Below are 20,113 nucleotides of genomic sequence, written 5' to 3'. Positions count from 1 at the left end.
CCATGTCTAATAAACTATCAGTCCTGCTGCTGTTGGCGTGTCTGGCCCCGGGCAGCGTGGCGCAGGCATGCACCGTGTGCCGGCCGCAGGTGGAGGCGGGTATCTACAACGCCACCTATTCGGCCAACGCGCTGGTGCTGCTCTTGCCCGTGCTGCTGCTGGTGGCTGGCAGCCTGCTGCTCTTCTACTCCCCAACTCTTGCCTCATGGAAAACGTCTCCTCCCCGGCGCGGCACCACGCCCCACTCGTGGCCGCCGGCATCCTGATGGGGGCCGGTCTGGGCGGCTTCGTCGACGGCATCGTGCTGCACCAGATACTGCAGTGGCACAACATGCTATCCAATAAGCTGCCGCCCGACACCCTGGTCAACGCCAAGGTCAACATGTACTGGGACGGGGTATTTCACGCCGCCGTGTGGGTGATGACGGCCCTGGGCCTGCGTTTGCTCTGGAGCGTGGGCCACCGGCGCGACGTGCCCTGGTCGGGCCGCACATTCAGCGGCAGCCTGGTGCTGGGCTGGGGCTTGTTCAACGTCATTGAGGGGCTCATCGACCACACGCTGCTGGGCCTGCACCACGTCTACGAATACACGGCCGACCACCTGCCGGCCGACCTGGGTTTTCTGGCCTTTGGCCTGCTGCAGCTGCTCGTCGGCTGGCTGCTGATTCGCCGGGGTCAAGCCGATACCACGCCAGCCGCCCACGCGGTCGGCTAATTTCCCGTCACCACTAACCTGCTATCCGATGGAAACCTTCTTTCGCTTTATTGCTTCTCCCGCCGGCCGCTGGACCCGCGCCCTGGCCGGGGGCACCCTGCTCACCGCGGGTCTAATGCAGGGCCGCAAAGGCCTGCCGCTGGCCGCTGCTGGGTTGGTGCCGCTCGCGGCGGGCGCGTTTGACCTGTGCCTGCTGGCCCCGCTGACCGGGCTGCCGCTGCAGGGAGAAGCGTTGCGCCAGCAGCTGGACGACGCGGCGCCAGCGTCCTGGCGTTAGCGCCGGGCAGCTTCCCAGGCTTGCGCGGCGTCTTGTTTATCCACGCCGGTAAAGTCACCGCGCAGGGCTTTGAGGGCATACTTCTCTGCGTCGATTTCCTTGCGCGAGCGGTAGCCGAGCTTGCGGAAGATGGGCAGTGGCGGGCACCAGCCCTGCAGCGCGTGCCAGAGCAAAAACGAAGAAACCACCGCCGGCAGCACCAGCCAGCGGCGGTCGGCCGTGCGCCCGGCCGCAAACCCGAACAGTGAGAGCGTGGAGGCGTTGGCCATCAACGTGCGGTCGATGTCCCATTCTTTATCCAGCTCCTCAATGCGTCTATCGAGCGCGGCGGGCCCAGCCTGCGCGCAGGCCTGCACCCGGGCGCGGGCCTCGCGGTCCAGCTCGGCGTTGGTAGCGGCGGAAGTACTGCGGCGGCTGGGGTCGTGGCTGCTCATAGCGGATAGGTGAACGAGGTGGCGGATACCGGCTCTACGCCCCGCCTACCCCTTCTGTTGCCCCTAAGTGCTTGGCCTTACCAGCTGTCGGCTCTTCGCTACCGCCGCGCCTGCCGTACAGGCGCAGCGGGGTTGTAGTCGATGCCACCGAACAGGTAGAGCATGACCAGGCGCGAGTAGCGGAAGGTCAGCGGCATGAAGAGCACGATGGCCAGGGCGGCGCTAACGATGTATACCCAGGTGTCGGGGTCGTGGCCCAGCACATAGACAGCCAGGCCCACGGCCACCACGATGGCCACGGAAAAGGCGTAGCTCACGTACATGGCGCCCCAGAAAAAGCCGGGTTCCGGCTCGTAGTGCTGCCCGCACACGGGGCAGTAGTCGTGCATGTCCTGGAAATGCGCCAGGTTCAGGGCAGAGGTTTTAAATACGGGACCCTGGTGACAGCGCGGGCAGCGGCCCGCGGCGCAGGCCAGCAGGGAGGAAGAGCGAGAAGCCATAGCGAAATCGGGTAAAAAGGGTGAAACCAGTGGGCCGGGCACAGCCGCCGGTCAATTCCGTCGTGGGCGCTGCTTCCGGCAGGCAGTACATGCGGGCGCGGATAACCAGCGCCGAGAGCACCGTCAGGCCCCCGATGGCCACGAGCGGGGCGGCCAGGCCCAGCGTATCAGCCAGCACGCCGGTGAGCAGGGCGCCCACGGCGTAGCCCGCGTCGCGCCAGAGCCGGAAAATGCCCACGCTGTGAGCCCGCTGGGCGGTGGGGGCGTACTCGGCAATGGCCGCCAAAAAGGTGGGGTAGACCAGCGCCGTGCCCGCGCCGAGCAGGGCCGCCAACAGCACGAATACTGGGTAGGAGGAAGTGAAGAGCATGGCCAGCAGCACCGCGCCCTGCAGCAGCATGCCCCAGAAGAGCAGGTCTTTCTTGCAGTAGCGGTCGGCCAGCGGCCCGGTCACCAGCTGGCCCAGGCCCCACACGGCCGGGTACACGGCCGCCACCGTGCCAATCTGCGTCAGGGTAAAGCCCTTGGTGGCCAGCAGCAGCGGCAGCAGGCCCCAGACCATGCCGTCGTTGAGGTTATTAACCAGCCCGGCCTGCGTGACCGAGCCCAAGTTGGGGTGGCGCCAAGTTACGTCCCAGAACGAAAGGGGCGGACTCGTGGGTCCGGCCGGGGCCTGGGCCGCTTCCAGCGCGACGTGGTGGCGGGTATCACGCACCCATAGGGAGCTTAGCAGTCCCAGCACGGCCAGTGCAATGCCCAGGTAAAAGGGGTAGGGCCGCAGGCCGTACTCGGTGGCCAGCCAGCCCGAGGCGAAGGCCGTGGCGGCCACAGCCAGGTAGCCCGCCGACTCGTTCAGGCCCATGGCCAAGCCGCGCTGCTTGGGACCCACTAGGTCTATTTTCATGACCACCGTACTCGACCAGGCCAGGCCCTGATTGAACCCCAGCAGCACGTTGGCGGCAATCACCCAGCCCCAGGACGGGGCCCAGAGCAGCAGTAGCGGCACGGGAAGGCCAAACAACCAGCCGAGCAGCAGCAGGTTCTTGCGCCCCACCCGGCCCGCCCAGGCCCCGGCGTAGTAGTTGGCCGCGGCTTTGGTGAGGCCGAACACCACGATGAAAGAGAGAATGGCCGAGCGGGCCACCAAGTGAAACTCCTGCTCCGCCAGCTGGGGCAGAATGGAGCGTTCCAGTCCTACCATGCCGCCTACAAAGGCATTGACCAGCACCAGCAGGGCGAACTGGGGCCAGTTTTCGCGCAAGCCCAGGCGGGTCGGCGGGGTTGGGGTGGTTAGCGGAGTCATGGGGCGCAGCAGTTAAGCTAGATCGTAGGGCAGGTTGCGATGCTTCCAGTCGGGAAATCCTTCCTCCAGCCGCTGGGCCATGTACCCCCGCGCCGTCAGCAGCTGCACGGCCTCGTCTGCAAACACGCAGAAAGGACCGCGGCAATACGCGACAATGGGGCTGGTGCGCGGCAGCTCCTGCAGCCGGCCCAGCAACTCCTCCAGGGGCATGGACAGTGCCTGGGGGAGGTGGCCCTGGTTGTATTCCTCGCGGGGGCGCACATCCAGCAGCACCACGCCTTCGTCCGCGAGCTTGCCGAGCAACTCGTCGATGGTCACGGTTTGCAGCACGTCACGCTGCAGGCGAAAATCCTGGACCACGCGGGCAATGCTTGCTTGCCGGGTCAGGCCGTAGGTGCGTAGCAGCTGCCAGGCAGCGTACACGTCGGGGTTGGCGAGGCGGTAGCGCAGGTAGTGGCCGTCGCGTTGGGCGCTGACCAGCTGCACGCCCTTGAGCACCTGCAGGTGCTGGGACGCGTTGGCGACCGACAGGCCCGTTTCCCGGGCAATGTCTTCGACGGCAAACGCCCCTTGGGCCAGCAAATCGACGATTTCCAGTCGGCGGGGGTTGGCCAGGGCTTTGGTTAGGTCGGCTAGCTGGCCGTAAACCGAATCTTTGTACGCTCTTTTTTCCATGATTGCGAGAAGGCTGGCGGCAAAGCTAGCAGGCTTGTTCAATTATTCAATAAAGTTATTGAATAAACGGGCGTGCCCTCCTTATCCGTTTGCAAAACTTACATCTGCACATTAGTTCTGCACATTAGTGACCAGCGGGGAGAGCAGTCTAAAACCCGTAATCAACCGCCACGGTCAGGTGCTGTAAGTCTACTTTGTTGACGGCCCGCGCCGGCAGATAAGTGGCCCGGTCCGCCCCCCACTTGGCCGCGAGCAGCGTGCGTAGGCGTAGTCCCTGGGCCGCGCCGCTGAAGGCGTGGGTCATACTTAGGTTGAGCTGGTGGAAATCGGGTAGGCTGTACTTGTTGAGCCGGGCCTGCCGCGAGAGGTTGTAGTAGCCGTAGCCAGCTTCCAGCCGGGGCACATGCGGCCGCTGCCAGGCCACGGTGGTTCCAAAGGCGTGCACGTCGCCGGCGCCCTCGATGCGCTCCCGGGGCAGGGTGGTGTAGAAGGGCTCCCGCCCCCACTCGCGGGGAAAGAGGTAGCGCCCGTGGGCTGTCAGGCGAGTGTAGTGCGCGGCACCCTGCCAGGCCCGCCGCTGGTACGCCACACGCCCGCTCAGAGCCCGGGCCTGCTCCCCCGGGTTGAGGTAGCGCTGGCTTACCGGCTGGTCCCGGTCCTTGGCCAGGCCACGCTGCCAGAGCAGCAGGCTGCTGGCCGTCCAGGTGCCGGCCGGGCGGGGGAAGGCCACCGTGCTTTCCAGCAGGCTGGTGGCCAGCAGGTGGTCGGCGAAGTACTGCCAGGCCTGCACCGAGCCGCCGTGGCCCAGGGTGCGGCGCAGCCCCAGCACGGCCAGCCCGTGGGTGGGCACGTGCCCGAGATAATCGGCCCGGCTGCTGTCCGTGGACACGCCCATGGAATAGCGCCCCACCGCTTCGCCGAGCCGGTACCAGCGGTCAGTGGAGCGCGGGGCCACGTGGGTCAGCCAGCCGCCCTGTAGGGTGGTGGCCTTACCTGCCTTCCCCACGGCCCATAGGCCCTGCACGAAGTTGGGGCTCAGGCGCGAGTCCTGGGAGTTGAGCAAGGGCGTGTCCAGCTGCTGGCGGCCGTAGGTGAGCTGTAGGCCCGGCCGGGGCTGCCAGCGCACCCACAGCTCTTCCACCTGGTGCAGAATCTCGCGGTGGTGCGGGTGTTCCAGGTCGAAGAGGCTGAGCTCGTAGCGGCTTTCCGGGCGGCCCGGCTCGGCGGCCAGCGCACTGGAGTACAGGTTTTTCAAAAAGAACCCTTCCACGCCCAGCTGCAGGCCGTGCCAGGTTTTGGTTTCGTAGCCTAGTCCCGCCCCGACGCCGTGGGCGTAATAGTCCGGGGCAGCGCCGCGGTTGCGGGTGGCCATGAACACGGTGCGCACGTGGGCCCGGAACTCCCCCTTGCGCAAGGCCTGGGCCAGCGACCGGGCCGCTAGTGAATCGGCGGCTGCTTCCCCGGCCGGAGCGTGAGTTGTCGGGTGCAGCAGCGTATCGGGCCGTACGGATTGGGCAACAGCGGGCCGGGCGCCGGCCAGCAGCGCGGCTCCGAGCAGAAACCAGCGAATCATTGGAAACGGAAAAGGGAGCCGGAAGCCGGGCGGAGAACGGTTAGTGAGGCAGCTTTTCGCGCAGGGCACTGTAGGTCCAGGTGCCGGCCAGCGCGGCCAGAATCAGTACTGCGGCCGAGGCCACGCCGCTGCCCAGCTGGGCAAACAGGGGGCCCGGACACGCCCCGGTCAGGGCCCAGCCCAGCCCGAAGATGATGCCGCCAATCCAGGTACCGTGGTTGTATTGCTTGTCGGCGAGGGTGATAGTCTCGCCGTTAATGGATTTGACGTGGTTGCGTTTGATGAGCTGGATGGAAATCAGACCCACCACAATGGCCGAGCCGATGATGCCGTACATGTGGAACGACTGGAAGCGGAACATTTCCTGAATCCGGAACCAGCTGATGACTTCGCTTTTGGTCAGGATGATGCCGAACAACACGCCCAGCACCAGGTATTTGAGGTTTTTCATGGAGGGGGAGGTTAGAACATCAAGGGATAGAAGACCCAGGTCATGAGCAGGCCGCCGATGAAGAAGCCGATAACGGCCACCAGCGACACCCACTGCAGGTTCGAGAGGCCCGAAATGGCGTGGCCCGAGGTGCAGCCGCCGGCGTAGCGCGTGCCGAAGCCGACCAGGAAGCCGCCGAGTACCAGGAATACCCAGCCCTTCCAGTTGGAGAGGTTTTCGAGGGCAAACAATTCCTTGGGCAGGAGACCGGAGAAGTCGGTCAGGCCCATCTGCGCCTGCAGGTCGCGCACGGTTTCGGGCGAAATGGCAATGGTGTCGGGGTGGCCCAGCACTTGGTAGCCCAGGAAGCCGCCGATGCCGATGCCAAGCACAAAAAACAGGTTCCAGAGCTCGGCGCGCCAGTTATAGGTCAGGAAGGGAATGCCGGCGGGCACGCAGGCCGCGCAGACGTGGCGCAGCGAAGAGCTAATGCCCAGGGCCTTGTTGCCGATGAGCAGCAACGCGGGGACAGTCAGGCCGATGAGCGGGCCGGCCACGTACCAGGGCCAAGGCTGGCGAAGGAAGTCAAGCATGAATTAAGAAAGTCAAAGCGAAAAGGGAAGAAATAAGGGTGCCGGCCGACCGGCACAAGGGCCGGCCGGGAACATCACCCAGAAGCGGTAAAAAAGGGCCAGACGCTTAGCGTACCAGCTTTTCAGGCCAGTCGAGCACCCCGCCGAGCAGGTTGCTGACCTGGCCAAAGCCGGCTTTGGTGAGCTGGCTGGCCGCGGTGGCCGAGCGGGCCCCGCTGCGGCAGTACACGTAGGTGGGCTTGGTTTTGTCCAGGGCGGCCACGCGCCGGGCAAAGTCGGGGCTGGTGACGTCGATGTTCACGGCCCCGGGCAGGTGGCCGGCGGCAAACTCGTCGGGGCGGCGCACATCGAGCAGCACCGCGCCGCGCTCGCGCACGGCGGTCGAAAACTGGGCGGGGGTAAGGTTTTTATAGGCGGGCGCGGTGCCCTGAAACAGACCAAACATGGCAAAAAGGGAAAGCAGGAATGCGAAATGAGACATGGGTAAGGCGTAAGCGCTACCGGAGAGCTCCTTTTTAGGACCCTCTCCGGTTTTGCTGTTAGGGGTTAGTGGCCGGCCGCAGCCGACTGGAAGGATTTCACGGCCTCGCTCAGGTCGAGCACGTCCGTACCGGGCAGCGCGTCGGCCACGATACTGGAGCCTGCCGCCGAGCGGTAGCCACCGGCGCAGTGCACCACCACGGGCTTGCCCTGAGGAATTTCCTGGGCCCGCTCGCGCAGCTCGGGCAGCGGGATGCTCAGCGAGCCGGCGAAAATGGGCTCGTCGCGGTGCTCCGCCGCGTTGCGGATGTCCACGATGGTGTACTGCTCCGGGTGCTGACGGAAGGCGGCCACGTCCAGCTGTGGCATGGTCGCTTCGGCAGCGGGCGTGCCGACCAGCGCGCCCTTAATCAGCGCTTCGTAGCCGATTTTGGCGGTTTTCTGAATCAGGTCCTCCAGCGTTGCCTCATCGGCGGCTAGGAGGTAGAAGGACTCCTCCGGGCCCACAATGGAGCCCAGCCAAGTTTCGAACTTGCCGCCCTGCTGGATGTTGATGGCGCCGGCTACGTGACCTTTTTTAAACTCGGCCTCGGGGCGGGTGTCGATGATGACGGCCCCGGCTTCCAGGGTGGTGCCGGGCGCCAAGCGTTTAACCTCTTGCACGCTGGGCGCATAAGCGGGGGCGCCCTTCTTGTTCAGGTCCACGTCGTAGCCGAAGTACTTGGGGATAAAGGGCTGGTCGGCGAGCAGCTCTTTTACAAACGCCTCTTCGCTCAGATCGCGCAGCATGGGGTTGCCGAACTTCTCGTCGCCGATGGTGCTGCTGCTGCCCCCGGCCAGGGCCTTGCCGCAGAGCGAGCCCGCCCCGTGGGCCGGGTACACCAGGACCGTATTTGCGAGCTTCATGAGCTTATCGCGCAGCGAGTGGTACATCTGCTTGGCCAACTCCTCGCGCTTGGCCGTCATATTGCCGGCACTCTCGCGCAGGTCGGGGCGGCCCACGTCACCGATGAAGAGCGTGTCGCCGGTGAAGACGGCCTCGTCCTTGCCTTCGCGGCGGAGCACGATGCTCAGCGAGTCGGGCGAGTGGCCGGGCGTGTTCAGGGCCCGGAAGGTGAGCTGGCCTACGGTAAACTCCTGGCCCTCGTCGAAGGCTTCGTGGGCGTAATCCGCGCCCAGCAGCTTGCTTACCCGGATGACGGCGCCGGTGGCCTGGGCAATTTCCAGGTGGCTGCTCACGAAGTCGGCGTGGGGATGGGTTTCGATGACGCTCACGATTTTCGCGTCATTCGCCTTCGCGAAGTCGTAGTAGGGCTGCGGGTCACGGGCCGGGTCGATGAGCACAATCTGGCGGGCCGACTCGCTGAGGATGGCGTAGGAGAAATGGGCCAGGCCCTTGTCTTCAAACTGTTCGATTTTCATGGGAAAAGCGTTTAGGAGGTGGGGAAAGTCGATGGAAATGAGGGGTTATAAGAAGGCAGTGGGAAAGAGAATCAGGGGGTAAAGACCAGCTCGCGCAGCAGGATAAAGGTGCCCATGGCCAGCGTGAACCAGCCGAAGGCGGGCTTGAGCTTGGCGCCGGGAATGAAGCGGGCGAGGTAGGTTCCGAGTACGATGCCGCCGAGGGCAAAGGCCAGGAAGCCGGCCAGGAAGGTCCAGGCAATGGGGGTGCCGGCGCTTAAATCGCCGGTGAAGCCGATGAGCGAGTTCAGGGCGATAATGGCCAGTGAGGTGCCCACGGCCAGCTTCATGGGCAGGCGGGCGCCCAGTACTAGGGCGGGAATAATCAGGAAGCCCCCGCCGGCGCCTACGAAGCCCGTGAGGGTGCCCACCACCAGGCCAATGCCCAGAACAAGGGGGTAATTGAATGCGTGTTTGGTATGCAGTTCCTCGTCCAGCACCTCTTCGGCCTGCTTGCTGCGAATCATCGACACGGCCGCGACAACCATCAGCACCGCAAACGCCACCAGCACCAGCAGGTCTTTGGTAAAGACTAGGCTGCCCACGGTGAACAGCTCGTGGGGAATGGCGGGCATGAGCAGCTTGCGCACGGCAAACACGGCCGCCAGCGAGGGTAGCAGAAACACCAGCGCCGTTTTCAGCGACACCAGCCCCTTGCGGAAGTAGCCCCAGGCGCCGACTACGGAGGTCGAGCCCACCACGAACAGCGAGTAGGCCGTGCTCAAGACCGGGCTCACGCCCATTAGGTACACCAGCACGGGCACGGTGAGGATGGAGCCGCCCCCGCCCATGATGCCCAGGGAAAGGCCGATGAAGATTGCCGCGAAATAGCCGAAGTAGGGAAGCATGAGGTACGGGTGAACGTATGAATTTATGATAGGTTGTTCATGTGTTTGGCCAAAAAAAAGGCCGCCCGTCCTACAGGAAGGTGCACGCCGCTAGGCACTGAATCACGTCGATGACCTCGCGCATTTTCAGGGCGTAGTAGATGTTCTTGCCTTCGCGGTGCGAGCTCAGGATGCCCTTGAGCTTCATGCCCGACAGGTGATGCGAGAGCAGGCTTTGCTCCACGTTGAGCTTGTCGCTGATGTCGGTCACGGACAGGCTTTCGTGATTGGAAAGCAATTGCACGATGGCGATGCGGGTGGGGTGCGCCGTGGTCTTGAGAATGAACGCCACCTTCTCCATCTTCTCAGTGGTCAGGTTCAGTTCAGCGTCGGGGGCAGCGGGGAGTGTCATAACTGGGTGCAAACTTATGAACAGTTGTTCATTTATACAAGTGTCGTACCCCAGTTAGTTCCACTGCTTTCATTTTCCTTTCCCCAAGCCTGGTAAAAACCTGCTTTCCCAGCCCCTGTTAGCAGTTGTTGGCTTGTTTTCTTCAAGTTGTTAGTGAACTTAAGCCGGCAAATTTTTGGTTGGGAGGGGCGTTATCGGGCCCCTGCGGGCTGCAACCCCGCCGCTGATTCGGGGCCTTTGGGCTGCTACATCTGGCCTCGTATCATAATTGTGCGCACCTTTGCGCCCTGTAATTCGCACCCATGTCCCGTCTGTTGTCCCATTTGCTGTTGCTGATTTATGCGGGGGTCTACCTGCATTGCCAGCCGCTGTCCATGCGGACCCAGGGAGCCGAACCGGGGGCTGGTACGCGCCAGGAGCAGCCCCGCGCCGGGCTGTGCAAGAAGAAGCTGCAGACAGTGCAGGCCGACCCGCAGGCCGACCACGCGCCGGTAGTGAAAGCCAAGCTGCTGCCCTTGGACCTGGCGTTGGGCAATGACTTCCCGGCCCTGTACTTCGGGTTGCTGTTCCCGGCCGACAAGCCGACCCTTAACCCTGCCCGTGGCCCGAATGCTGGCCCCGAGCAGTCCTTTGCCAACCACCCCAATAAGGCTCCGCCCGTCCGCTTTTCTTAGGAAAATGCGCAGTGGAGCCGGGTTTGTACCCGGTTAATTGCCCCGTGATGTGGGGGCGATAACCGGGTTTTTTTATGCCCTAACTGGCCTGCCGCCTAGTGCGGCCCCCTTCTGCTGCTCCAGCCACCGGACAGCCCCGCCTTTTCCTGAGAGCCCCAGCAAATCTGCCTGTAAACTGGCCGGCTGCGCCCTAGTGCGCCCGGCCCGGATTTCTGTCCTGACTTCTCTCAGCCCATGTTTTTCCCTCTTGTACCACCTGCCCGGCTCCTGCCGCCGGGTAGCCGGCGGCTGGTCGTGGCCCTGCTGTTAGCGGGCCCGCTCAGCCAGGCGCAACCGGCCCCGGTACCCCCGGCCGCCGGCCGCCCCCTCACCTTACCCCAGGCCCTGGAGCTGGCCCGCACCCAAGCCCCGCACCTGCAGGCCAAAGCCTACCAGGTGCAGGCCGCCGAGGCCGACCTCACCCAAACCAAGACCCAACGCCTGCCCTCCGTGCGGCTTAGCGGGCAGGTGAGCTACGGCTCCACCAACTCCGTGGCCGGCACGATGCTGCCCGTCGGCACCATCATTCCCAGCAGCGGCTCGCTGAGTGGGGTCAACTCCTACAACGCCGTATTCGGCAGCATGGGCACGGCCCTGGCCGAGTGGAGCCCGGTCACCTTCGGGCAGTACCCGGCCCAGCGGGCCCGCGCCGAAGCGGCCCGCGGCTACGCCCAGGCCGATGCCGACAACGAACTCTTCACCCAGCAGCTGCGCGTAGCCCAGACCTACCTTGACTTGCTGGCCACCCAGAGTTTGCGCCGGGTGCGGGAGCAGGACGTGCGCCGGGTGGCCGTGCTCCACAAGACCATCACCCGGCTGACCCTTCATGGCCTGCGCCCCGGTGTGGACAGCACGCTGGCCCGCGCCACCGAGGCCCAGTCCCAGCTGGCGCTCCTAGCCGCCCGCGAGCAAGAATCCGACCGTCAGGCCCGCCTGTCCACCCTGCTGGGCCAGCCCGGTGCCACCTGGCAGCCCGATACGCTCTACAATCAAACGCTCCCGCCCGCGTTGGTGCCGCCGGCCGCCACCCACCCCACGCTGGGCCTGCAGCAGCGGGCCATCGGCCTGGGGCAGGCTCGCGAAACGGTCATTCGCCGTCAGTACCGGCCCCGGCTTTCGCTGCTGGGCGCCACCTGGGGCCGGGGCTCCGGCCTGGGCACTAACGGCCAGACCGACTACGGCTTGGGCGGGGCCGCACCCACCCGCTTCAACTACGCCGTGGGCGTGGGCGTGGTGTTCGACCTGCTCGACTGGCCCCACGTGCAGGCCCAGGCCAAAGCCGAAAACCTGCGCACCCAGGGCCTGCAAGCCGAGTACCGCCAGCAGCAGCTGGAGCTTAGCAACCAGGCCACCCTCGCTGAGCAGCGCCTGCAGCTGGCCGCCGAGCGCGCCCGCCAGGCGCCCTTGCAGCTCGCGGCCGCCCGCCAGGCCTACCGCCAGAAGCTGGCTCTTTACAACTCGGGGCTGGCCACCGTGGTCGACCTGACCCAGGCCCTGTACGCGCTGCAGCAAGCCGAGCAGGACCAGGTGCTCACGGCCAACGCCGCCTGGCAGGCCGTGCTGTTGCAAACCGCCGCCGCCGGCGACTTCTCTTTCTTTTTCACCCACGTAACGCCCTAGCCGCATGTACGAACTCATCCGGTCGGCCCTGCAGCGGCCCCTCACCGTGGTGGTGGCCATGCTGGCCATCCTCTTTTTCGCTTTCGCTGCCGTGCGCGACATTGCCGTGGACATCTTCCCGAGCATGGACGTGCCGGCCATCTACGTGGCCGAGCCCTACGGCGGCCTCTCGCCCGAGCAGCTCGACGGCTTCATGGCCAACCAGTTTCAGAACAACTTCCTGTTCGTGTCTGGGGTCAAGAAGATTGAAACCAAGAGCATCCAGGGGCTGACCCTCATCAAGCTCTCCTTCTATCCCGGCACCGACATGGCCCAGGCCGCGGCCGAGGTGGCTACCCAGGTGTCGCGGGCCACGGCGTTTATGCCCACCGGCACGCTTCCCCCGCAGGTGGTGCGCTTCGACGCCAGCTCCCTACCCGTGGGCCAGCTGGTGCTGGAAAGCGAGAAAAGCTCCCTGACCCAGCTCCAGGATCTGGCCGCCAGCCGCATCCGACCCATGTTCACCACCATTCCCGGCGTCACGTCCACGGCCCCGTTCGGCGGCAACATCCGCACCATCGTGGTCAAGGCCGACCCGGCCAAGCTGCGCGGCTACCAGCTTACGCCCGACGACGTGGTCAAGGCCATCGTCAGCAGCAACCAGCCCTCGGCGGCCGGCAACGTGAAGATGGGCGATTTGGCCTACATGGCCCCGGTGAACTCGCTGATTGAGAATCCGGCCGACTTTCTGGACGTGCCCCTGCGCACCGGCGCCGGGCCGGGGGTGTACCTGCGCGACGTGGCCACGGTAGAAGACGCCGCCGACGTGACGACGGGCTACGCCGTCATCAACGGAAAGCGCGCCATCTATATGCCCGTCATCAAAAAGGCTGACGCCTCGACCCTGAAGGTGGTGCAGCAGGTCAAGGACAAGCTGCCCACCCTGCGGGCCCTGCTGCCCGAGGACGTTAAGCTCAGCTACGCCTTCGACCAGTCCACCTACGTGGCCAACTCGCTCAAAAGCCTGGTGACGGAGGGAATTCTGGGGGCGGTGCTCACCGGCCTTATGGTGCTCTTGTTTCTGCGCGACTGGCGCAGCGTGCTCATCGTCGTAACCACCATTCCGCTCTCGGTGTTGTCGGCCGTGATTCTGCTCAAGCTGTTCGGGCAGACGCTCAACATCATGACCCTCTCGGGTCTGGCCCTGGCCATCGGCGTGCTGGTGGACGAGGCCACGGTGACCATCGAGAACATTCACCAGCACCTGGAGCGGGGCAAGCCCAAGGCCCAGGCCATCTGGGACGCGGCCCGCGAAATCGCCCTGCCCAAGCTGCTGATTCTGCTCTGCATCCTGGCCGTGTTCGCCCCGGCCCTCATCATGGAAGGCGTACCGCGGGCCATGTTCCTGCCCCTGTCGCTGGCCGTGGGCTTTGCCATGGTTGCCTCGTTCCTGCTCTCGCAAACGCTGGTGCCGGTCATGGCCAATTGGCTGATGAAGGACCACGCACCAGCCGCTGGCCACGACGACCCGGCTGGGAAACCCGGCTTTTTCGCTCGCTTTCAAGCCGGCTACCAGCGCCTGCTCGTGCGGGCTCAGGCCCGGCAGCGCGGCGTGGTGTTGGGCTATTTGGTCCTATCCGTGCTGGTGGTGGGCGCAGGGTTTGCCTTCATCGGTACCGACATTTTCCCCCAGGCCAACAGCGGGCAGTTCCAGCTGCGGCTGCGCGAGAAGGTGGGCACCCGCCTGGAGAAAACCGAACAGACGGTCGCGGCGGTGCAGGCGATTATCAACCAGGAAGTCGGCCCCGAAAACGTGGAAATCTCCTCCACCTTCGTGGGCACTCAGCCGGCCAGCTTCGCGGTTAACTCGGTGTTCGTCTTCACCGCCGGCCCCCACGAGGCGCTGATGCAGGTGGCCCTGAAAGAGGGCGTGCACGTGAATTTGAGCCAGCTCAAGGAGCGCCTGCGTGGGCGCATCCGGCAGGCCCACCCCGGCCTGCAGCTGAGCTTCGAGCCCATCGAGCTGGTGGAAAAGGTGATGAGCGACGGGGCGCCTACTCCCATCCAGGTAAACGTGGGGGGCAAAAACCTGAAGGAAGCCGCCGGCCACGCCCGCAAGGTGCTGGCCGAGCTGAAGCGGATTCCCTTCCTGCGCGACGTGCAGATTGCCCAGCCCCTGCAGTACCCGGCTTTGCGCATCGACGTGGACCGGGAGCGGGCCGCCCAGTTCGGGCTCACCAGCCAGGAAATCACCCAGTCGATAGTCGCGGCTACCTCGTCCTCCCGCTTCACCAGCAAAAACCTTTGGCTCGACCCCAAATCGGGCTTAGGCTACCAGGTGCAGGTGCAGCTGCCCGAGGACCAGCTCACCCAGCTCCAGGACTTAGAAGCGCTGCCCGTCAAGCCCGGCCAGGCCCGCCCCACCATTGGGGAGGTGGCCACGGTGTCGGCCCGCATGATGCCCGGCCAGATTGACCGCCAGGGCCCGTACCGCCTAGTCAGTATCACCGCCAACGTGCAGGACCGGGACCTGGGCACCGCCGCCCAGGCCGTGCGTAATGCCCTGCAACAAGTTGGGGAGCCCCCGCGGGGCGTCGTAGCCAACCTAGTGGGCCAGCCCCAGCTGCTGGCCGACACCATGAGCAGCCTGCAGACGGGCCTCGGCATGGCCATCGTGGTGATTTTCCTGCTGCTGGCGGCGAACTTCCAGTCGTTCCGCCTCTCGCTGGTGGTGCTCTCGGTGGTACCAGCCGTGGTGGCCGGCTCCCTGCTGCTGCTGCTGGCCACCGGGGCCACCCTCAACCTGCAGTCCTACATGGGCATGATTATGAGCGTGGGCGTTTCGGTGGCCAACGCCATCCTGCTCATCACCAGCGCCGACCACTTGCGGCACGAGCACCGCGACGTGGCGCTGGCCTCCCGCCTAGCCGCCGATACCCGCATCCGGCCTATTCTGATGACCAGCATTGCTATGATTGCCGGCATGTTGCCCATGGCCTCGGGCCTGGGCGAGGGCGGGGACCAAATTGCCCCGCTGGGCCAGGCCGTCATCGGCGGGCTCATCGCCTCCACGCTGGCCTCGTTGCTGGTCTTGCCCCACGTGTTTGGCTGGGCCATGCGCCGGGTGGGCTACGAATCCGGGTCCCTGCTGCCTGCCCGCACCCGGCAGGCCGCTTAATCTTCACTTTTTTGCCTTACTACCTATGAATGCCTTTTTGAAATTAATTGCCCAATCGCCCCGCTACACGTTCCTGCTGGCGGCGGGCCTGCTGCTGAGCGGAGCGCTCAATAGCTGCTCCTCCGGCGCTTCGGAGCCCACGGTCGAAAAGCCTGCGCCGGTCGCTCCGGCGGCCGTCACCACCTTCCGGCTCACTTCCGCTCCGGCCGTGCGCCGGCTGCGCTTGCCCGCCGAGCTCAAGCCCTTTGAGCAAGTGGATATCTTCCCCCGCGTGGGCGCCTTTGTGCAGCAGGTGCTGGTAGACCGCGGCTCGCGCGTCACCAAGGGCCAGACCCTGGCCGTGCTCGAAGCCCCGGAACTGGCTGCCCAGCTGGCCCGGGCCCGCTCACGCTGGCAGGCCGCCCAAGCCAAGCTCTCCGGTACCCGGGCCAGCTATGAGCGGCTGCTGCGCACCAGTCAGGAGCCGGGCACCATCTCGCCCAACGACCTGGAGCGGTCCCGCGCCGAGATGCAGGCTGACCAAGCCAATGTGCAGGCCGCCTATTCCGAGCTGCAGGCCAGCCGGGAACTGAGCAACTACCTGGTGGTGCGCGCCCCGTTCAGCGGCATCATCACGGCCCGCAACGTGTCGGCCGGGGCCCTGGTGGGGCCGGGTGGCGGCCAGCCGTCGGCACCCATGTTCTCGCTGGAAAACAGCCGCACCCTGCGCCTGGAGGTGGCTGTGCCCGAAGCGGCGGCTGGCCAGTGGCTACAGCCAGGCGCTAAGGTGCCCTTTACGGTGCCGGCTTTTCCCGGGCAGACTTTTACCGGTGTGTTCCGCCGCAACGCCAGCCGCCTGAGCCAGACCGTGCGCTCGGAGCTGGTGGAGATGGATGTGCCTAATGCCGACGGGCGCTTGAAACCCGGCATGTATGCCCAGGTGCTGGTATCCCTGCCCACCGAAGCGAAAGCCGTCGCCGTGCCGACCTCGGCCGTGTTTGCTACCCCGGACGCGCCCAAGCAGGCGCAGGTGGTGCGTGTACAGCAGGGCCGGGCCGAGTGGGTGTCCGTGCGCAAGGGCCAACTGCTGAGCCGGGATACGGTGGTCGTATTCGGCCCGCTGGCGGCCGGCGACGAGCTGGTGCGGGAGGCCGGCGAGCAGTTGCCGGATGGCCAGTCCGTTACGGTAGCCAAGGCCAAGCCCGCCGGGATATGATATATGAACGTTTTTTCATTTGTTTGTTGTTGCTGACGTAAATCCTCTGACTATGAATCGTAAATCCCTTTTCCAGTGGCTGCCTTTGGCCCTGTTCGCTCTTGTGTTGTTCACGGCCCTGCGTACTCCGGTACTGGGCGGCATTCAGCGCGGCCTGCTGGCCACGGGCCTGTGGAAGGCCGATGCGCCCGCCACTGATGCTGCACCGACTGCCACGCCCGTGTCATCCACCAGCGGTAGTGCCTACCTGCACAACCTGCCGCTGGTCACGCTCGACGGTAAGCAGTTTAATCTGAGCGATTTGAAGGGCAAGGTGGTGTTCGTGAACCTGTGGGCCAGTTGGTGCCCGCCCTGCGTGGCCGAGATGCCTGGTATTCACGCGTTGTACAAGAAGATGGACCCCAAGAAAGTGGCCTTCGTGATGCTGTCGCTGGATGAGAACCCGGCCAAGGCCCAGGCCATGCTCAAGCGCCAGGGCTACACCTTCCCGGTGTATTTCCCCGTCGGTTCGCTCGCCCCGCCGTTTGATTCCAACTCGATTCCCTCCACGGTGATATTAGGTCCGGATGGGCAGGTAGCCGCCCGCCACGACGGCATGGCTGAGTACGACACGCCGGAGTTTAAAGCCGCCCTGGAAAAGCTGGCGCGTTAATCTCAATTTCTTTCAAAGCCCTGACTGGTATCAGTCAGGGCTTTTTACTGGCCTAAAATCTATCAGGACGAGATGATGCTTTCAGAGCTGCCAGGCAAGCTTAAATGAAGAAGCGACCCTTAAAGTAAAGCTTCGTACGAGTGGCAAGGGCAAAACGGCCGCGGCGCTTAGCGCAGGCCCTGCATTTTCAGAAACAGACCACCCGGGTTTTTAGTGGCTTTGATTTTGTCGGTCTTCAGCTTGTAGATGAAAGCAAACAAAGCATCGACATGCTTGGCCGACTGCAGGATGTCCTGCACCAGCTTGGGTTCGGCAATACCGAGGGTCTCCAGGTGCTTGCGCGCCAGCTGCACCTTGGCATCGTCGGCCTCCAGCTCGAAGGGGATGGGCAACTGCTGGGGTACCTGGGTGTTGACGTAGAACTTGATGCTCTGGTAGGAGCGTCCTTTCTTGAGCAGCTCGTACTTGATGCGCAGGTCGGTGTGCTCGTTGATTTGATTGGTGGCCACGTCGAGCACGTACTTCTGCAGGGCCGAAATCTGGGAGTACTGCTCGGGCTCCTTGCCGGCGGGGTCCTTGAGCTTGAGCATGCCCTTGAACTCGTCCAGCGAATAGGTTTTGGTTTCCCCGATATCCTTCCACTGCGAGGCCAGCTGGTAGATGCGCTTGGCGTACTTGCTGCTCAGGCTGAAGGCAGCCTGCAGGCGGTAGGAAGTGAAGTTGCTTTTCAGGTCAATCAGGAAGGGTCGCATGCGCTCGGATATCTCCAGCTCAATGGTGCCCTCTCCCTTGCGGTACAGCGCTGAGGCCAGCAGACTCACCTGCAGCAGGGTCTTGCCGTTCTCGATGTGGTAGACGCGGCTGTTGAGGTTCTCAGTGGATTCGAGCAGCTGCTTGTAGTTCCAGGTGCGGCCAGTCATCTCCATCAGCTCCTGCACCCGGATTTCGTAGATGGTGCCGGCCTGGTCCTGCTTGGTGAGCTTGGAGAGCAGCGAGAAGACGATGTCCATCTCGCAGGCGCTCATCTCGTAGCGGGCCGTCGTCAGCGCGTTATGCTGCCGAATTTCTATCGGGACGGTGGATTCGGATGCGGCCATACGCAGCGAGTGTGGTGATACAAAGCAAACATACGGCTTAAATCGGAAACTAATAGAGCCAAATCCTGAATCTATGAGTAAGGGGAAACGCGGCAGCTTCGCCGGCTTATAAAAGCTATTAGTTAGACTTATGAAACCTATTAGTTAGCCCGCCGCGAGTTTTTGGCGAGGCTTATAAAAGCTATTAGTTAGACTTATAAAAGCTATTAGTTGGCGGCCTGCCAGCACAGCGCTCCAGAAGGCATGAATCACCTGCGACTTATAAAATCTATTAGTTCGCGAACAGCAGGCTTTATGATAGCCCTGCGATTTGACCCTATTAGTTAGCTTATGAATCCTATTAGTTTGGCTTATGAAAGCTATTAGTCAGCTTATGAAATCTATTACCCCACTTATAAAACCTATTAGTTGGCTTATGAAATCTATTACTAAAGCCACCTAAGATGCTGAGGTACAAAAAGTTGCGAGCCCTGCAAATACCTTAAATACTTAAAATACTCACAAGCTTGTTGAAGCTGGAGTACAAAAGCTTTTAAAGTGGTGGTTTAGGCCGATACCCGAACGAAAACAACAAAAAAGGGAGTCTAAATAAGCACAAAATCGCATTGCACTTTTTAAAGATTTTTTTACCTTTTTCTACTATTTAGAACATTCTTACTACCTCCAAAGGTACTTAAAAACTACGCTGAAAGCTCACGGAGGGCTCATTAATAGATTTTATAAGTCTCACAGATTTGCTTCGCCAGCATCTTCAGCGGCAACTGCAGCAGGCCAGCAGGGAGCAACTGACCAGGAAAATGGTGCCCACAAGACCCCCAGGGCTTATAAAATCTATTTTTTAGCTGGCCCAACAGCCTACCGTCGAGCTAAGCATTTTCGTGAACTAATAGGTTTTATAAGCCGGAAAGTGAGTTAGTAGCACCTGGCAGGCGGTTATTCAACGCGATACTAAGACCTTACTGAGGAGTTAACCCGGCGGCCCTAACCATAGCAGGTGTAGCGGCAAGGGCTAAAAAAGGGCTCCTGCGTACCCGAAAAGGGTATTAGGCCGTAGGTAGCATCGATTTGCCCTGTTTCATTTGCCTTAGAATTACCCTCTGTCACCGTCCTGGCCAGTTGCTTAAGCGCCTTTTGCTGCGAAGGCCCCAGGGCCTGTTATCAAAGCGTAGCTTCCTCTCTGCCGCATGCTCGTCGACCTGAACGCCCTGCACACCCTGCCCGATGTCATTCATGCCCTGCCGTTTCACCTCTACGATGATGTAAAGCGCCAGCCGGCCCGCTGCGAGCTGGTGGTACACCCGACCCACGGCTGGGCCGTGGCCACGGAGCTGGAGCAGGGAGCCGTCGGCAGCCTGCTGCAATGCCCGGTCACGCTCGCGGCCAAGGTGTGCCAGCAGTACAGCATTGCGCCCGGCGCGCTCTCGCTCTTTACCCGCTACGCTTATTCTTCAAGCTACGAAAACGTGTACGCCGTGCGCTTTGGCCACGGCGAGCGGGACTTGTTCAACGATGTCCGCTTCCTGGCCCCGCGGCGGGACATGCTCAGCCCGGAGGACGTCGTGGCCTTGGTGCAGGTCCTGCTGCAGGGCCAAGCCCCGGCACCTAACTGGCGGGCTCTGGCCATACCGGCTGCGTAGAGCAGGCCCGTGCTACTCAATAGCCCTTGAAATCATCCAGGCCAATTAACCTAGCTCAGCACCTTTACAATGGCTCCTGCACTCAGTAGGGCAGGGCCATAACCAAAACCTACCACCCATGAATGAAAAAGAAGAAGTAGCATGTGTGTCCGAAGCAGCTGCGCTGCCCTTTCCAGACCTTAGTTTGACCGTTTCCTACGCTGATGCGCTGCTTTATGCCCAGGGCAGGCTGAAAATGCTCGGCAGTGGGGAATTGAAGCCGTTTTGTGAGACGCACCAGCTCACCTACACCAACATCGTCAACCTGAAAAATGGCAAGCTCAAGCGCGAGGAGCCCCGCCTCGTGCAGCGTGTGCTCGTTA

The 20,113-nt window shown here is 63.2% G+C and carries 22 protein-coding genes; 10 read left to right on the top strand and 12 right to left on the bottom strand.

What is annotated here, in order from left to right; translation table 11 throughout:
• The first annotated feature begins 2 nt into the window (after window positions 1-2).
• The 3 genes from LGH70_RS21755 to LGH70_RS21745 are packed head-to-tail and all read left to right on the top strand — an operon-like array spanning window position 3 to window position 992.
• On the top strand, window positions 3-266 hold the full coding sequence (locus LGH70_RS21755; protein WP_226189966.1) for a hypothetical protein: 264 nt from the start codon (window positions 3-5) through the stop codon (window positions 264-266).
• Window positions 206-715 (top strand): DUF2243 domain-containing protein, encoded by a 510-nt coding sequence (locus LGH70_RS21750; RefSeq protein ID WP_226189964.1) that lies wholly within the window; start codon window positions 206-208, stop codon window positions 713-715. Before LGH70_RS21755 ends, LGH70_RS21750 begins: the two co-directional genes overlap by 61 nt.
• A 28-nt stretch (window positions 716-743) precedes the next feature.
• Window positions 744-992 carry a hypothetical protein gene (locus tag LGH70_RS21745; RefSeq protein WP_226189962.1) on the top strand — a complete coding sequence of 83 codons (249 nt, stop codon included), beginning with the start codon at window positions 744-746 and terminating at the stop codon, window positions 990-992.
• Here LGH70_RS21745 and LGH70_RS21740 read toward each other — a convergent pair.
• The 11 genes from LGH70_RS21740 to LGH70_RS21690 all read right to left on the bottom strand — a co-directional run bounded on the left by LGH70_RS21740 (window position 989) and on the right by LGH70_RS21690 (window position 9,680).
• A complete protein-coding gene (locus LGH70_RS21740) occupies window positions 989-1,426 on the bottom strand; it encodes a hypothetical protein (protein WP_226189960.1) in 438 nt (145 codons plus the stop codon). The genes LGH70_RS21745 and LGH70_RS21740 overlap by 4 nt on opposite strands.
• A gap of 98 nt (window positions 1,427-1,524) precedes the next feature.
• On the bottom strand, window positions 1,525-1,926 hold the full coding sequence (locus LGH70_RS21735) for a DUF983 domain-containing protein (protein ID WP_226189958.1): 402 nt from the start codon (window positions 1,924-1,926) through the stop codon (window positions 1,525-1,527).
• Window positions 1,850-3,229: an MFS transporter gene (locus LGH70_RS21730; RefSeq protein WP_226189956.1), complete on the bottom strand. Its 1,380-nt coding sequence runs from the start codon at window positions 3,227-3,229 to the stop codon at window positions 1,850-1,852. Before LGH70_RS21730 ends, LGH70_RS21735 begins: the two co-directional genes overlap by 77 nt.
• 12 nt (window positions 3,230-3,241) lie before the next feature.
• The gene (locus LGH70_RS21725; RefSeq protein ID WP_226189954.1) at window positions 3,242-3,904 is read right to left on the bottom strand and encodes an ArsR/SmtB family transcription factor; all 663 of its coding nucleotides are present in this window, start codon (window positions 3,902-3,904) and stop codon (window positions 3,242-3,244) included.
• 148 nt (window positions 3,905-4,052) lie between these two features.
• Window positions 4,053-5,477, bottom strand: a complete 1,425-nt coding sequence (locus tag LGH70_RS21720) for an OprD family outer membrane porin (protein WP_226189952.1) — start codon at window positions 5,475-5,477, stop codon at window positions 4,053-4,055.
• A gap of 40 nt (window positions 5,478-5,517) precedes the next feature.
• Window positions 5,518-5,928, bottom strand: coding sequence for a DUF6691 family protein (locus tag LGH70_RS21715; RefSeq protein WP_226189951.1), 411 nt, complete (start codon window positions 5,926-5,928; stop codon window positions 5,518-5,520).
• Window positions 5,929-5,939: 11 nt separating this feature from the next.
• Window positions 5,940-6,500, bottom strand: coding sequence for a YeeE/YedE family protein (locus tag LGH70_RS21710; protein ID WP_226189950.1), 561 nt, complete (start codon window positions 6,498-6,500; stop codon window positions 5,940-5,942).
• 106 nt (window positions 6,501-6,606) lie between these two features.
• Window positions 6,607-6,981, bottom strand: coding sequence for a rhodanese-like domain-containing protein (locus LGH70_RS21705; RefSeq protein ID WP_226189949.1), 375 nt, complete (start codon window positions 6,979-6,981; stop codon window positions 6,607-6,609).
• Between the two features lie 65 nt (window positions 6,982-7,046).
• Complete coding sequence (locus tag LGH70_RS21700; protein WP_226189948.1) at window positions 7,047-8,402, bottom strand: MBL fold metallo-hydrolase; 1,356 nt, start codon at window positions 8,400-8,402, stop codon at window positions 7,047-7,049.
• 71 nt (window positions 8,403-8,473) lie between these two features.
• A complete protein-coding gene (locus tag LGH70_RS21695; protein ID WP_226189947.1) occupies window positions 8,474-9,289 on the bottom strand; it encodes a sulfite exporter TauE/SafE family protein in 816 nt (271 codons plus the stop codon).
• A gap of 70 nt (window positions 9,290-9,359) precedes the next feature.
• The gene (locus LGH70_RS21690) at window positions 9,360-9,680 is read right to left on the bottom strand and encodes an ArsR/SmtB family transcription factor (protein ID WP_226189946.1); all 321 of its coding nucleotides are present in this window, start codon (window positions 9,678-9,680) and stop codon (window positions 9,360-9,362) included.
• A gap of 302 nt (window positions 9,681-9,982) precedes the next feature.
• Here LGH70_RS21690 and LGH70_RS21685 point away from each other — a divergent pair, with 302 nt between their 5' ends.
• The 5 genes from LGH70_RS21685 (at window position 9,983) to LGH70_RS21665 (ending at window position 17,017) form a co-directional block, all read left to right on the top strand.
• Window positions 9,983-10,354 carry a hypothetical protein gene (locus LGH70_RS21685; protein ID WP_226189945.1) on the top strand — a complete coding sequence of 124 codons (372 nt, stop codon included), beginning with the start codon at window positions 9,983-9,985 and terminating at the stop codon, window positions 10,352-10,354.
• Window positions 10,355-10,588: 234 nt separating this feature from the next.
• On the top strand, window positions 10,589-12,013 hold the full coding sequence (locus LGH70_RS21680; RefSeq protein WP_226189944.1) for a TolC family protein: 1,425 nt from the start codon (window positions 10,589-10,591) through the stop codon (window positions 12,011-12,013).
• Window positions 12,014-12,017: 4 nt separating this feature from the next.
• Window positions 12,018-15,170, top strand: a complete 3,153-nt coding sequence (locus LGH70_RS21675) for an efflux RND transporter permease subunit (protein WP_226189942.1) — start codon at window positions 12,018-12,020, stop codon at window positions 15,168-15,170.
• 25 nt (window positions 15,171-15,195) lie between these two features.
• Window positions 15,196-16,365 (top strand): efflux RND transporter periplasmic adaptor subunit, encoded by a 1,170-nt coding sequence (locus LGH70_RS21670; RefSeq protein WP_226189940.1) that lies wholly within the window; start codon window positions 15,196-15,198, stop codon window positions 16,363-16,365.
• 52 nt (window positions 16,366-16,417) lie between these two features.
• Entirely contained in the window at window positions 16,418-17,017 is a 600-nt protein-coding gene (locus LGH70_RS21665) for a TlpA family protein disulfide reductase (RefSeq protein WP_226189938.1), read from the top strand.
• Window positions 17,018-17,184: 167 nt separating this feature from the next.
• Here the strand turns inward: LGH70_RS21665 and LGH70_RS21660 are convergent, their stop codons facing one another.
• The gene (locus LGH70_RS21660; protein ID WP_226189937.1) at window positions 17,185-18,114 is read right to left on the bottom strand and encodes a replication initiation protein; all 930 of its coding nucleotides are present in this window, start codon (window positions 18,112-18,114) and stop codon (window positions 17,185-17,187) included.
• A 1,184-nt stretch (window positions 18,115-19,298) separates the two neighbouring features.
• On the opposite strand from LGH70_RS21660, the gene LGH70_RS21655 reads away from it, so the two are divergent.
• Both LGH70_RS21655 and LGH70_RS21650 read left to right on the top strand, forming a co-directional pair.
• The gene (locus tag LGH70_RS21655) at window positions 19,299-19,751 is read left to right on the top strand and encodes a hypothetical protein (RefSeq protein WP_226189936.1); all 453 of its coding nucleotides are present in this window, start codon (window positions 19,299-19,301) and stop codon (window positions 19,749-19,751) included.
• 118 nt (window positions 19,752-19,869) lie between these two features.
• On the top strand, window positions 19,870-20,113 hold a 244-nt coding region (locus tag LGH70_RS21650; protein WP_226189935.1), incomplete at its 3' end, for a hypothetical protein.

The organism is Hymenobacter nitidus, from assembly GCF_020447315.1.
Lineage (GTDB): Bacteria > Bacteroidota > Bacteroidia > Cytophagales > Hymenobacteraceae > Hymenobacter > Hymenobacter nitidus.
The sequence above is the reverse complement of the archived record's forward strand: the minus strand, read 5'-3'. Positions and strand labels throughout refer to the sequence as shown.